Raw genomic sequence first — 13,671 nt, 5'->3', positions numbered from 1 at the left:
CACTTCATAGCATATGGCCAAGTAAAAAGCTATGATATTAAAAGAGTTATGTTGTGACTTTAGTCACATCTGGAGAGCGAAATACTTGAAATAATGAGATAAGTTCCCGTTTTCTCTTATTCATGAAATTTTGATCTAGAATCGATGTGATTTCCTGATAGATCTCACGGTGCACATCACTGGCCTCATCAATTTCTGTATGGCCTTCTGACCTAAGAATATTAACAACATCAGTTTTTTGGTGATCACGCGCGACATTTGGGCCATCGTTAAAAATAAATGAGCGATCAAGGATATAGTTTAAATTCTTATCAACATTATTTGGAATGATATCATTATCAAAGCCTATAGAATCGAGAGTCACGAGTAGATCAACTTTTCGAAATCCACCTTCAATACTATTTAGGCGATTTGCTAAATTAACAACAGCATCTCCACCAAGTGAGTGACCAACTAAGACAATAGGCTCATTATCACCTCGTCTCATAATCTCCTCAAAGACTTGATCTTCATCTTGCCAACTAACAAATTCAGAATCAGAAAAGGACTTAGCGATATCCTCAAGTCCACCTTTTGAATTCAAGGTTGAAAGGTGTAGCCCTTCTAGGAAATAGATAGCAGGCTTATTTATTGGTAATTTTGCATCTAAAGCATCTTTAAGTTCTTGGGCCTCACTAGGTCCATTACTCACTGGAGCACCAGCTGCTGACTTTGCAATCGTCGCCACAGCATCCACGGCCAGCTTCTTTCCGGCCGAAGCCAACGCAACAGCATCCTCAGATATCGATGCCTTAGCAGCAGTTTCAGCAATATCACCTACTTTCTTTGCCACTTCCTTAGCGGCCTCTTTTAACTCAGGAGCCTTTTCTTTGACGACGTTCTTAACACCCTTGTCGTAATCCGCTTTGGATTTATAGTGAATAAGTTTTGATGTGCTTTGATTATTGGTCTGCATTAGTAAAATTATACAGCGCTCACCACTTTATTGGGCAGTGAGCAAAAACGTCGCATATCCTTAGAAATATGTGCTTTCAGTAGGCAATCCCTCCTGATTGTGGCATATTACAGGGGAATTTTATTTTAATAATTAAGTACAGGAGTCAGGTATGTCTGGAAAAATCAGAATTGGTATCAATGGTATGGGCCGTATTGGTCGTACAGTTCTAAGAGAAATTTTTAATCGCAACATTGAAAACTTAGAAATCGTTGCTGTAAATTCTCCAGGTGATATCAACGACTACGTTCACTTAATTAAGTACGACTCAGTTTTTGGTCGATTTGATGGTGAAGTAAGTGTCGATGAAGCACATAAAATGCATGTTAATGGAAAAGAAATTTCTTTTCACAAATATAGAGACCCAAGTGAGATTCCTTGGACTCAAGACAAAGTTGATATCGTAATTGATGCTACAGGTGTTTTTAAGGATCAAAAGTCTCTAATGAAACATGTTACTGGATCTGTAAAAAAAGTAATCCTATGTTGTCCAGGTAAGGATGTTGATAACACAATCGTAATGGGTATCAATGAGAATACATACGATCCAGAAAAGCACACAGTTGTTTCAAATGCTTCTTGTACAACGAATTGCTTATCGCCAGTAGCAAAAGTTCTTAACGATAAATTTAGTGTTATCAATGGTCACATGACTACTGTTCACTCATATACTGGGGATCAAAATATTCTTGATGCTTCACACTCTGACCTTCGTCGTGCACGTGCAGCAGCTGTTTCAATGATTCCAACAACAACAGGTGCAGCAAAAGCTGTTGGTCTTGTTATTCCAGAACTAAAAGGAAAACTAGACGGTTTCGCAATCCGCGTTCCAACTCCAAATGTTTCTCTTGTTGATTTAACAGTAAATCTAGAATCAGAAGTGACAGAAGAAGAAGTAAACGCTGCTCTAAAAGAAGCGAGTGAAACTTCAATGAAAGGTATCCTAGGTTTTGAAACAGACCCACTTGTATCAGTAGACTATATGGGAATGAGAGAGTCTTCATGTGTTGATGCTTCACTAACGAAAGTTATTGATGGAAAGAGCGTTAAGGTTGTTACTTGGTATGACAACGAAGCTGGTTTCTCTAATCGTGTTATCGACCTTGCAAATTTCATCGGAAGCCAACTTTAAGAATTAGGAAAAACTATGGCATTACAATTTATTGACAGCATTGATGAGTCACAAATAAAAGACAAAAGAGTTCTAGTCCGTTTTGACTTCAATGTTCCATTGAATAAAGAAACGAAAGAGATTACTGATTCAACTCGAATTGATTATGCTCTTGAAACAATTAAGGTCATCCTAGAAAAAGGTGCTTCAAAATTAATTATGATGTCTCACCTAGGCCGTCCAAAAGGTGAAAGAAATGAAGAATTCTCTCTTGAGCCTGTTGCAACTTACCTTGCTGATAAGCTCGGAGAAGAAGTAACTCTTACTGAATCTTGCCTAGATCGCGGAATTAAAACTCTACTTAGTCTTAATTCAAATAAGATTATTCTTCTTGAGAACCTACGTTTCCATAAAGAAGAAACTGAAAATGACCGTGAGTTTGCACGTAAACTTTCTGAATATGCAGACGTCTATGTCAATGATGCCTTTGGTGCTGCTCACAGAAAACACGCTTCAACTTATGGAATAAATGCTTTCTTTAAGAATCGTGCATATGCAGGACTTCTTATGAAAAAAGAAATCGAGGCCCTAACAAAGATCACAGAAAGACCAGAGACTCCTTTTGTAGCAGTCGTTGGTGGTGCAAAAGTTAGTGACAAGATTAAAATTATTGAAAGACTACTTTCTAACGTATCAAACCTTCTTATAGGTGGGGCAATGGCCTACCCTTTCCTAAAAGCAAAAGGAAATGAAGTAGGTATATCTCTTTGTTCAGATGAGGACGTAAGACTAGCGAAGAAGATTCTGTCACAAAAAACAGCACATAAAATCGTTCTACCAATTGACCATTTAGGATCAACTGAATTTGGTGGGAAGCCACAAGTAATCGATAAAGTTGGTATTCCAAACGATCTTATGGGACTTGATATCGGAGAGCAAACTTCAGCTAAATATTCACAAATACTTTCAGGTGCTAAGACAATTCTTTGGAATGGCCCAATGGGTATTTTCGAAAATGAAGACTATGCTGGTGGAACACTTTCCATTGCAAAAGCTTTAAGTGAATCAGATGCCTACACACTAGTTGGCGGTGGTGATTCTGTAAGCGCAGTTAATAAGTCAGGACTTGCTGATAAGATGAGCCATGTTTCAACTGGTGGCGGAGCTTCTCTTGAGTTTATTGAGAAAGGTAGCCTTCCAGGAATTAGTGCTCTAAAATTTGGTGTTGAATAACTAAGAAATAATAAGGGATGAAATATGACTGAGAGAACGAAGTATATCGTAGGAAACTGGAAGATGAATCAAAATACAGAAGACGTTATCGCCTTCTTTGATGCCATCGACAGCACTAAACTTCGTCACGAAGCATGGATTGCTCCACAAGCAATCCACATCCCTATTTGCCTTCAAAATACAGATGACTTCAAAATTGGTGCTCAAAATTGTGCCACTGAAAATAGTGGAGCTTTTACAGGTGAGATCTCACCTGCTTCACTAAAAGATATCGGTGCAGAGTTTGTCATTATTGGCCACAGTGAAAGACGCTCAATTTTTAAAGAAGATGATCAAACACTTAATAAGAAAACAAAGCTAGCTCTTGAAAATGACCTATTTGTTATCTTCTGCATTGGTGAAACACTAGAAGAAAGAGAAGCTGGAAAAGTTGAAGAAGTTCTTGCAACACAACTTGCCCAAGGTCTAGCTGGAGTTTCAAGCGAAAAAATAATTATTGCATATGAGCCAGTTTGGGCAATTGGAACGGGTGTAACTGCTAGTCCAGAGCAGGCACAAGAGGCCCATGCATTTATTCGCCAATATATTAATGAAAACCTCTCTCTTGATGGAGAGAAAACATCGATTCTCTACGGTGGATCTGTTAAGCCAGCAAATGTAGAAGACCTCCTATCTTGTAAAGATATTGATGGAGGCCTTGTAGGTGGTGCTGCCTTAAAAGCAGACAGCTACTTAGGATTACACGTTTAGTAAGATAAAAGCTTAGTAAACTCTCACTTTCATTTCTTCTGAATCATTACAACTTAGCTCATCATAAGTTACTAAGTCTTCATGCCCTGGAACTGTTCCCCTTGGTAAGTATAGATTCTTTGTTATACCTAAGATTTCTCCATCAGGTTTTGCAAAGACTCGCCAATCAGTTCCCCATTCAGAATTAAAATCAAATTCTCCTAAATATTGCTTATCATCTGAATAATGAATCATGCTATCAACATGTAGTTTTAAATCACGACGTGAAATATCTGGGTGATATGGAAGATAGAAATTAAACTCCTGACGATCACCAGCTTTTCCCCCTGGAAGAATTTTTAAAATTCTTTCATTGTTTCTAATAGCAACTGGAGCCGAGTCCTTCTCTAAGATTCTCACTCCGCTTACATAGAAGCCATCTTCTTTACCGCATCGAAAGTACTTATTAACCGTCAGGTATTCTCCTGAAGCATAGAAGTCACTACGAAATAGAATCGAGTTTATCAAACGATCAGCTTTCTTCTTTTTTAAGAAGAATAAGCGCTTCTTGGCATAGCCAAGAGAGCCAACAGAAGCTTTTAGAGATTCCCTTAATCCCTTTCGAGCATCAATCTTTTCTTTAAATGAATGAGTCATTAGGTTTGGATTGTAACGGTAATGTCCCTGGCGATAAATTTCTCTAAGGATTCCATCTGCATCGCAACCAACAAGTCCAAGAAACCTTAAATTTGGATGTACTGATTTAAATAACTCCTTAACATCCTTTCCGTTAATACTTAAAACTGCTCCCGTATTATTTGAGCCCGTTGTGTACTGATTTGTACCAGCAGCATGAGATGCCCAAAAGACAGCAATATTATTTGGATTGTGAAGTTCTCTTCGCAATTGATGAAAGTCAACAGCGTGTTTTACGACGATATTGTAACCAGATCTTCTAAAGTGCTTTTTGAAAATCTTTTCTAGTTTACCATCGATTTTCCAATCTTTTGGACGATACCAAATTCTTGGGGTTTCAAGTGAAGTTAATAAAACGACGTTTGGTACTGCTTCCTGAGCATATGTGAACTGGACAGAAAGAAACGTCAAAACTGAGAGTGACAAAATTAATATAGTTTTCATGGCCAAGAAATTATCACAAAAATATGAACGCACAGGCCTAAGAAAACTTAATTTCAATTGTTAATATTTTTTAACCTTTAAACTTCTACTCTATTTCAGGTCTAATCGAAAACTTACAGGACAGTGATCTGAAATAAATCTCTTATACCATGAGAGGTTCTCTAGCCTCTTTGCATTTGGGATACTCTTTCCACAAGTGCGCCAGACTTCAACATAGCGAGAGTTAAAACGATTTGAAACAAAGGCGTGATCAAATGAATGACCTGAGGTATTTGAACGATAAGTCCAATCGTAATCACTAGTTCTTCTTGAAAGTCCAATTGAGTCGAGCTGCTTTCCAATTAACTCAAGGTCTGATTTTTCAAGCTCTGTCGAATAAGTTGGATACGAGTTTAAGTCACCTGCTATAACAAGTGGAATACTTTCATTTTTAAACTCTTTTATTCTTTTAATAAGTGTTTCAACTTGATGCATACGAACATTTGTACTGTATGGGCCAGCTTTTAAATGAAGGCCAACTAAGTGAAGTAGCGGCTTCTTAGAATAGCGATCAATTACCTTCCCATAAATCGCAGGCCTTAAGAAGGGACGGTTCTCAATAAGAGGAAAAATATAGTCATCATCACCCTTTACCGGAACAATATCGAGAGCCTTCTTTAAACAAATCATTAAATGTTGATGATTAAATTGCTCGTGATTATATGTCACACAATGATGACCAAGCCCATCCATTAGATCTGCTAAGCGGGCCGTATCAATAATTTCTTGAAAAACAAAAATGTCAGTATTGATATATTTAGTTGTGAGAAACTCTTTAATAAAGGGGTCGCGATATTCATCACCACGGTGACCACTAATCTCCCCTCCAAGACCATACCAACGAATATTGAAGGTCGTGATTTTTAAACTGCTTGCGGCTATATTTAAACCAACAAGCGCACAGGCCAACCATGGCCATACTCTCTTAAGTTTTCCCATATAAAAATGGTAGATAAGAGATTACCGATGGTCAAAATAATTTTAATAGTAAGTAGCTGATTTTACGTCTATGTAATTTTATTTATTGAAAAATATTCTCGAGTGCTTCTCAACTTATATTAGCTAGGATACACAAAGCTGAAACCAATTAGGGAGAATACATGAAAAAGCTAATTATCCTTGCACTTTTCGCCTCGAATATCTTTGCAGGTACAAGCTTCTGGGCCCTTTTCTCACCTCATCAAGGTGAAGAAGCCTTTAATCAAATTTATCAGGCCATTGAAAACTCTAAGAGTAAGGTTTGGCTAACAGTCTATAGTTGGTCTGACTCAACTGTTGCAAAAAACCTAGAAGTGGCTTGTCTTTCTGGTGTTGATGTAAAAGTCGTTCTCCATCCGGCCCTTAGACGAAAGTCGAGAGTAATTGATTACGCAACGGCAATTGAAGATGCTGGTTGTGGTGTAAAAGTTTCAGTTAAAAATATGCATGAAAAGTTTTCTATTGTTGATGATGTATGGGCCTTCAACTCAAGTGCCAATCTTTCAGGTGGAGCCAAGTCACGTTATTCTGAAAACTTTATTTTCAATAATGACACAAGTCCAGAAGGACGCCTTGTTATCAAAACATTAAATCGTGAATTCAAATTCCTTTGGAACTCTTCAAAGGATCTTTATACAAATAAAGATGCAAAGGAAGAGAATCAACCAGCTCTTGATTTAGTTGATCTAACAAATAATCCTGATGCACAGGAGAATCCTAGCTTTGTTTCAAGTTCTATGAACTTTAAATATAGCGAATATAGCAAGACAACAAAGAGCTACAAAAGTGGACGCTATTACCGTGTCTCTTCAAGAAAGGTTAATAAAAAGAGAACGTGGTTTGTTCGCGATACTATGCTGAAACTTATTAATGAAGCTCAAGAAAATATTCTTGTAAACGTAAACCACCTTGTCATTGAAGAAGTTTCAGATGCTCTAATTGAAGCAGTAAAGCGTGGAGTTGATGTAAGGATTGTCGCTGATAACCAGGAATATAAAAGTGGAACAAGCTCAAAAGAGATGGTTCCAAATTTTGTCAATGATTGGTTAGAACTTGAAGGTAACGAAGGTAAGGTTCCACCAGTAAGAATTAAGTACTATTCTCACGCTCCTTCTCCAAGGCATTGGGCCTTAAATCACCACAAGTATATGATCTTTGATTATAACGAAGATGATTTCTCTAAGACAAAATTAATGAGTGGATCATATAATATATCTGAAACTGCTGAGCATTCTCAATATGACAATATGTTCACTTACTCTGGAGAAACTTTCTCAAATCTCTTTGAAGACTTTAAAGGTGAATTTGATAATCTTTGGGGACTTAACCGCGATGAAAACGATAGGCCAACAAAAGAAGCTTGGGACCGTGTAGCAAAACCATATAATGGGCGTATCTATCTTCATACAAAAATGCCAGTGTCACTGACTTGGCCAGAAATTGAAGAAGTTCGTAGCGCTGTCTACCAAGCAGCACCTACGTTCTTCCGTGATGCTTACCGTAAAAGAGATTGTTACTTCTTTGATATCGAGAAACAAGTCTTCTCTGGTTGCCCTCGCTAGTCGAAATTCATTCATTTTAATAAATTACCATTTCATAACTCACTTGGTCATAGACAGTACTTGTCATGGCCAAGTTGAGTTGATATAAATTGTTGTTAATTTGTCTAAAATATTTAAAGGAATATAGATTATGGTTACTGGATTAATGATTTTTCACGGTGTTATTTCAATCCTTCTTATCGTTACTGTTTTACTTCAGTTTGGTAAAGGTGCTGAGGCAGGACTTCTAGGTGGTGCATCAGAAGCCGTTTTCACAGGTAGCCAGCAAGGAAATATCTTAAGTAAGGTTACTGTTGTTCTTACGATCCTATTCCTAGGTAATTGTATTCTACTAGCAAAGATTCAATCAGGTGGAGAAACAAAATCACTTCTTGATTCAGCAGCGCCAGTTGCAGCTCCTCTTAACTCTGATGCTCAAGCACCAGCGACAGCTCCAGAAGAAACTAAGACTGAGCAAGCTCCAGCTACAAAATAATTTCAAAAAGAAATTCATATAAAAAGAAAAGCTCCCGATGGGAGCTTTTTTTATCTGCGATTGATTAATTTTAAAATTGAGTTTAATTCCATCTCTTGCGCATATTGAGCAACGCTCTTACCTGAAGCATCTGGAATATTTGGATCTGCCTTTAGTCGTAGAAGTGCTCTTACATTTTCAAAGCGATTATTCTTTAAAGCAATATGAAGAGGTGTATCCCCTTGACCATTTTTCTTATTAACATCAAGACCTTTATTCTTCACAATATAGCGAATCGACTCTGGTGTTGATTTCTTGGCCATGGCAAATAGACTTGCTGGCCTTCTCTTCTTATGAACTTCGCTTACTTCTGGAATCGAAGCTATGCCGCGAGACTTTCTCGCTTCAGATGCCTTAGCTTCCTCAACAAGCTGACGCTCATGCTTAAACTTATCTTCCACAAAAGTAACTTCATAATCATTGATTACAAATGAGGTATTTTCGATTTCATTTAGATTAACTTGCTCAAGGTCCCAATCTTTTTCGGTTTGAACAACTCTCTTTGGCTTATCATCTTTAATTCTGAGCTCTTCTTCGGAAAGCCCATAAAGGTCTGCAAGATAGCGATACTCTGCTTCTTCAGTTTCTGATAAAAGCATCTCATTGCTTTCGGCCTTGTTTAAAGGCAGTAGGTCTCCATACTGCTCAAGACTTCCGCAAGACACTAAAATAGTAAGTAATGTTAAAATTCTTAACTGACTCATCAACTCACTTATCGCCAATAATTAAGAATTTCTTTAGAAAATAGTAAGGCCTCCGATTGGAGGCCTTAAGTATTGAAAATGTTTAGAATTTTCTAAAATGGGATGTCATCAGCAGTGAATGAAGCATTTGATGAGATATCATAACCTTGGTTCATATCATCTTGCTGCTTTGGCTCTTGGTTAAAAGAGTTGTTATTATTTTGCTGACCCATTGAAGCGCCTTGACCTGCACTTGCGTTTCCACCTAGGAATTGTACAGTTCTAGCGTTGATCTCAGTTGTGTATCTCTTGTTACCATCTTTGTCTTCCCAAGATCTTGTTTGAAGTTGACCTTCAAGATAAGCTTGGCGACCTTTTGCTAGGTATTGACCACATAATTCAGCTAGTTTTCCCCAAACAACAACTCTGTGCCATTCAGTTCTTTCTTGTTTTTGTCCATTCTTGTCTGTCCAAGACTCACCTGTTGCAAGTGAGAAATTACAAACTGCCATTCCAGATGGCGTGTACTTAAGCTCAGGATCTTGTCCTAAACGTCCTACTAAGATAACCTTGTTTACACTCATTTTGTTCCTCCAATTTCTTCGCGTATAACCGAAACAATCCTTTAGAATTCAGCTATAACCGCAAGGTTGTGTATTAGTTAAAATACATTACTAGAATAATACGACTTTCACCTATCTGAGAAGTCATAAATGCTAATGCAAATAAAAAAATACTTACGGCTGCGTCAAGAGCCCGAAATGAGATATCGAATAAATTGGAGATTCTAAATATTATTGAGTCATGTCTTCAAAAGCTTGGTCAACATTGTCAGGAGAGATTTCCCCATGGCCACCTTTTGTCTGCCAAAACTCTTTTACCTTTGCCTTTGCAATGCGAACATCTTTCTTATACCAAGAAGCGTCAAATCCACAATGAGGGCATGGAATTTCTTTTTTAAAAGTTAAGCGAAGAGTTGCTTCAAATCCTGCCCAATAAAGAAAGAAAGAGAAGACTCCAGCAAAACTCATGAATGGATAAAGAATTGCAGTTGTCACAACTGTCAGCATGAAAATCTGTAGATAGTTCTTTGCATCTAGATGTGGATTGGTAACGACCGCCCTTTGAGTGCGACAAAGAGGACAGAAGAATTCAATATGAGCTTTCTTAAACTTATAAGTTCTCGACTCTAATGGATTAAAAGAATTCAATGTCTTCAATGGTCGCCCTCCTAAGCAGTGACAAAGTTAAAAACTTCGACTCCCCCATTTTACCAATATAAACGAGCATTTATAAGCAGGTAAAAAAGGTACCAGGCCTTGTCCTTATTCATCCATGAGCGAACAAAGCCTAGGCCTGGTAGTGATAAGCCCCTGAAATAAGGGCTTAAAGAATGACCGAAAGGCCAAAGTAAGGTGGTTAGCCTTGCCTGTACCAACGTTCTACATCCAGGGATCAGGCACCATATCCTTGGTACCCTTAATAGATACAAGTTCAATGCCAAGATAACTCAGTGCAACTAACTGAAAATAGAAAGTGTTCATATGAATTGACGCATAAACGACACTTTCGGTAGCATTAAGTTACCAGCAAAATTAAGGCATTATGACACAAGCAAAAAATAAGCATCATTCACAAGTAATTAAAAATAGGAAGGGACAGATTAGTGTCTTCTTTGGTGTTACCCTTGTAGCAATTTTCTCATTTATAGCCTTTGTGGTTAATGTTGGATTATTCGTAAAAGCAAAGATCAATATGCAAAATGCAGTTGACTCTGCTGCATGGTCAGGAGCGGCCGCTCAAGCAAGACAGCTCAGCAATATCGCCTACCTCAATTGGGAAATGAGAAATACTTATAAGGAATGGATGTTTAAGTATTATGTTCTCGGTCAACTGGCCAATGAGAACACTCATGAAACTACTGGTGGAAACCAGATGAACTTTGCCCTTAAACGATTTGACGAGACGGGAGCAGGATTCAGTAGTGGTATTCAAGGCGACCATTATAATATTCCATCAATATGTCTTCACTTCGGTTCTGAAAATAATGAAAACCTTTGTACTATTTATCAGATCCCAGGACTTCCACGATTTCATGTTGCAGGTATTCCTGACGTTAGTGAAGAATTTGAAGCGACGATGAGTGCCTTTGTTGATTTAAAAGCAAAGAACTGTATGGTTCGTTCAACTTATAATTTCTCGGCAGCAAAGAATTATGCTTTTGCTGCGGGTGTTTCACAAAACGATATTCCTATAGCAGCAGCAGATCGTACGGGATCATGGATTCAATCGATGGAACTGGCCCTTCGCATGAGAAATCTTGAAATGATTGTTAACCGTCCTCCTGTAACAGAAGGTATTTGTGGTGGTGGCGGAGCCCCCGGCTGCCTTAACCCGGAAGTACTTAATAATGAAAATCAATCAATGGGGATTCCAATGAATGATCGGCCACTAAAAGCATATATGGCCGCCATGAAAAATATCTCCGGTGGAGTTTTTAAAAATAATACCGCTTTTGCCAATACATTTGTTCTCTACGAGTTAGCACCAGATACTTATAACCCTTCTCCACAATCCCTATCGAATTTCTTAATTCCAAACGATGCATCGTATACGAATGGAGAAACGGTTGTTTCGGCCAAGAGATATCTTGACCTCATCCCAATGGTGATGAACTTCTCAACATTCTTTACAACTTTTGCACCAACGACAGAAGCACTTTCGACTCTAGGTGTATCTGATAGTAGTGGAACAGCCGCTGAAGCCTCATGTGCTTCAACTAAGACGGCCTTTCCTGTACCTGGCTATATTCTAGGATTTTACAAGAACCCTCGTGTTGTCACTTACTATGCAGTAAAAGCAAAAGCTCAATACACAGGTCTTTTAAACCCATTTGGAAAACCAATTGAGATGGCCGCTTATGCTGCTGCTAAGCCTTTTGGTGGAAGAATAGGGCCAGCACTAGTTGCACCAGGCTCTGAATATTCTGAGTCCAGCTACAATATTCCAAGAAGTGACAATAGCGGAGGCTCACGTAGTACCGATTATATTATGGGCTTTAGTACTACAAATGACCCAAGACTTGAAGATGGGGCCAAAGTTCAGGGGCTACCACTTCCCGCTTCAAATGATTTCTTCTTAGATGTAAGCTCTTCCGATATTGCAATTGGTGGTGTTCCTTCAAATGTCGATACGAAGTTCACTCTTCCCAATATGATTTATAATCTCAACTCTGAAACAACAAACGATGGAAGGCTTCAAAACCTCCCATATAATACAGATCTCAATAGTCCAGCGCCAGTAACAGCAGGGCTTTTCACAAGACAACAATACGAAGACCTAAGAAGAAATATACCTAATTATACTGGGATGCAGGCCGGTGTTTCAGCTCAGGATCTAATTGAGAGTTATAAGAATGTAAGATCTCCTACCAATTATGACGTTCTAAATTATATGGTTCCAACACTTCTTGAGCTTGAGACAGATGATGATGCTGAACACTACTCAACACATCGCTACTTTAACCGTGATAATGAAACGATAGGATATTTTGCTCCTCTATTTCACGCAAACCTTCTCTTTAAAGACCAGTCTAATGTAAAGGGTGTACTTTACAGCTATATTGAAGGCCTAAAGGATTCAGTTATTGTTTATCGTAAGGCACTACAAGCTTATGCTCAAAAAGTAAGAGAAACTCCTGCTCAAGAAGCAGATGCCTATGTTGCCGCTTCAAAGGCCATCTTCAATGAAGATACAGATGGCGATCCTAGCGATGTCTCAACTGGAACAATTGGTGGACCTTTTGGAAATTGCCAAAAACAAAGTATCGCCTCTCGCTTTAGCTATTTTATATTAGGTGAAGACCAGCCACCATCAGAAGATAATTGTAATACCGCTCCTCTAATAACAACAATTGGTGAGTACTTAAACAATTTTCGAGGAAGCTCAAGCTTGTTCTATATAACGTCATATAGACAAAACAACAACGCACAGGGTCCAACACCACTCCTCAATAATAATTTAATGAGAACTGGATACTCACCAGGAAAGGATTATGGTTCAGAAAATAATGGCCGTTCATCAAATCCCCTATCAGGACGTGACCGTAACCAGCGACGTAATGCCTACTCTACAAAGTTAATAAGTCTCGACTCGATTTCTAGCACAGATGTCGGCTATGGGAATAATGTTTCAAATTACCTGGAGTCCCAAAGGGGCTTCTCACCAGAAGGTGAAACACCGCGTACTCCTGAAGATATCAAGACAGGAGCAGATACTATTTACAATCTACTGCCAAGAGAACAGCTTAGTGAATTTGGTAGTGACTTATTCTTTTAACAAAGTTTCCTATTTGCCCTTAAAATGGCCTCTATTGACCTAAAGTCAACAAAAATAGCTTGCGAAAATTTAAATTTCTTTTATATACTAGGGTCGATTCTAAAACTTTATCGCGAGGTAAATAATGGCAAAGAAGAAAGCGGCCAAGAAAAAGGTAGCCAAAAAAGCTACAAAGAAAAAAACTGCAAAGAAAGTAGCTAAAAAAGCTACTAAGAAAAAAACTGCAAAAAAAGTAGCTAAAAAAGCGACAAAGAAAAAAACAGCAAAGAAAAAAGTTGCCAAAAAAACTACAAAGAAAGCAACGAAGAAAAAAACGGCCAAGAAAAAAGTTGCCAAAAAAGCAACGAAGA

Annotated in this window: 13 protein-coding genes; 7 read left to right on the top strand and 6 right to left on the bottom strand. The window is 38.2% G+C overall.

Features of this window, described 5'->3' with window-relative positions:
* Nucleotides 1–46 precede the first annotated feature (46 nt).
* Nucleotides 47–955 (bottom strand): hypothetical protein, encoded by a 909-nt coding sequence (locus tag ACMAZI_RS11375; RefSeq protein ID WP_115361741.1) that lies wholly within the window; start codon nt 953–955, stop codon nt 47–49.
* Nucleotides 956–1,106: 151 nt separating this feature from the next.
* Between ACMAZI_RS11375 and gap the strand changes: the two genes are divergently transcribed.
* From gap to tpiA, 3 genes are read left to right on the top strand one after another with little or no spacing between them, the layout of a single operon-like run.
* Nucleotides 1,107–2,126, top strand: coding sequence for a type I glyceraldehyde-3-phosphate dehydrogenase (gap, locus tag ACMAZI_RS11370; RefSeq protein WP_115361743.1), 1,020 nt, complete (start codon nt 1,107–1,109; stop codon nt 2,124–2,126).
* Between the two features lie 15 nt (nt 2,127–2,141).
* On the top strand, nt 2,142–3,338 hold the full coding sequence (locus tag ACMAZI_RS11365) for a phosphoglycerate kinase (protein ID WP_120404196.1): 1,197 nt from the start codon (nt 2,142–2,144) through the stop codon (nt 3,336–3,338).
* 24 nt (nt 3,339–3,362) lie between these two features.
* Complete coding sequence (gene tpiA, locus ACMAZI_RS11360; RefSeq protein ID WP_120404195.1) at nt 3,363–4,088, top strand: triose-phosphate isomerase; 726 nt, start codon at nt 3,363–3,365, stop codon at nt 4,086–4,088.
* Between the two features lie 12 nt (nt 4,089–4,100).
* Here the strand turns inward: tpiA and ACMAZI_RS11355 are convergent, their stop codons facing one another.
* Entirely contained in the window at nt 4,101–5,207 is a 1,107-nt protein-coding gene (locus tag ACMAZI_RS11355) for a hypothetical protein (protein WP_133296931.1), read from the bottom strand.
* A gap of 90 nt (nt 5,208–5,297) precedes the next feature.
* On the bottom strand, nt 5,298–6,185 hold the full coding sequence (locus ACMAZI_RS11350; protein WP_412474115.1) for an endonuclease/exonuclease/phosphatase family protein: 888 nt from the start codon (nt 6,183–6,185) through the stop codon (nt 5,298–5,300).
* Between the two features lie 161 nt (nt 6,186–6,346).
* On the opposite strand from ACMAZI_RS11350, the gene ACMAZI_RS11345 reads away from it, so the two are divergent.
* Both ACMAZI_RS11345 and secG read left to right on the top strand, forming a co-directional pair.
* The gene (locus ACMAZI_RS11345) at nt 6,347–7,786 is read left to right on the top strand and encodes a phospholipase D-like domain-containing protein (protein ID WP_412474114.1); all 1,440 of its coding nucleotides are present in this window, start codon (nt 6,347–6,349) and stop codon (nt 7,784–7,786) included.
* Nucleotides 7,787–7,916: 130 nt separating this feature from the next.
* Complete coding sequence (gene secG / locus ACMAZI_RS11340; protein WP_115361756.1) at nt 7,917–8,261, top strand: preprotein translocase subunit SecG; 345 nt, start codon at nt 7,917–7,919, stop codon at nt 8,259–8,261.
* Nucleotides 8,262–8,311: 50 nt separating this feature from the next.
* Here the strand turns inward: secG and ACMAZI_RS11335 are convergent, their stop codons facing one another.
* From ACMAZI_RS11335 to ACMAZI_RS11325, 3 genes are all read right to left on the bottom strand, one after another.
* A complete protein-coding gene (locus tag ACMAZI_RS11335) occupies nt 8,312–9,004 on the bottom strand; it encodes an ankyrin repeat domain-containing protein (RefSeq protein WP_412474113.1) in 693 nt (230 codons plus the stop codon).
* A gap of 92 nt (nt 9,005–9,096) precedes the next feature.
* Nucleotides 9,097–9,567, bottom strand: a complete 471-nt coding sequence (locus ACMAZI_RS11330; protein ID WP_115361760.1) for a single-stranded DNA-binding protein — start codon at nt 9,565–9,567, stop codon at nt 9,097–9,099.
* A gap of 210 nt (nt 9,568–9,777) precedes the next feature.
* Complete coding sequence (locus tag ACMAZI_RS11325; RefSeq protein ID WP_334678834.1) at nt 9,778–10,203, bottom strand: hypothetical protein; 426 nt, start codon at nt 10,201–10,203, stop codon at nt 9,778–9,780.
* Nucleotides 10,204–10,588: 385 nt separating this feature from the next.
* Here ACMAZI_RS11325 and ACMAZI_RS11320 point away from each other — a divergent pair, with 385 nt between their 5' ends.
* Complete coding sequence (locus ACMAZI_RS11320) at nt 10,589–13,321, top strand: Tad domain-containing protein (protein ID WP_115361764.1); 2,733 nt, start codon at nt 10,589–10,591, stop codon at nt 13,319–13,321.
* A 124-nt stretch (nt 13,322–13,445) separates the two neighbouring features.
* A partial coding sequence (locus ACMAZI_RS11315; protein ID WP_412475126.1) for a hypothetical protein occupies nt 13,446–13,671 on the top strand: 226 nt, incomplete at its 3' end.

Source organism: Halobacteriovorax sp. YZS-3-1, assembly GCF_047084945.1.
In the GTDB taxonomy this organism is placed as follows: Bacteria; Bdellovibrionota; Bacteriovoracia; order Bacteriovoracales; family Bacteriovoracaceae; genus Halobacteriovorax_A; species Halobacteriovorax_A vibrionivorans.
Note: the sequence above shows the minus strand (reverse complement) of the source record. Positions and strands in the feature narration are given on the sequence as shown.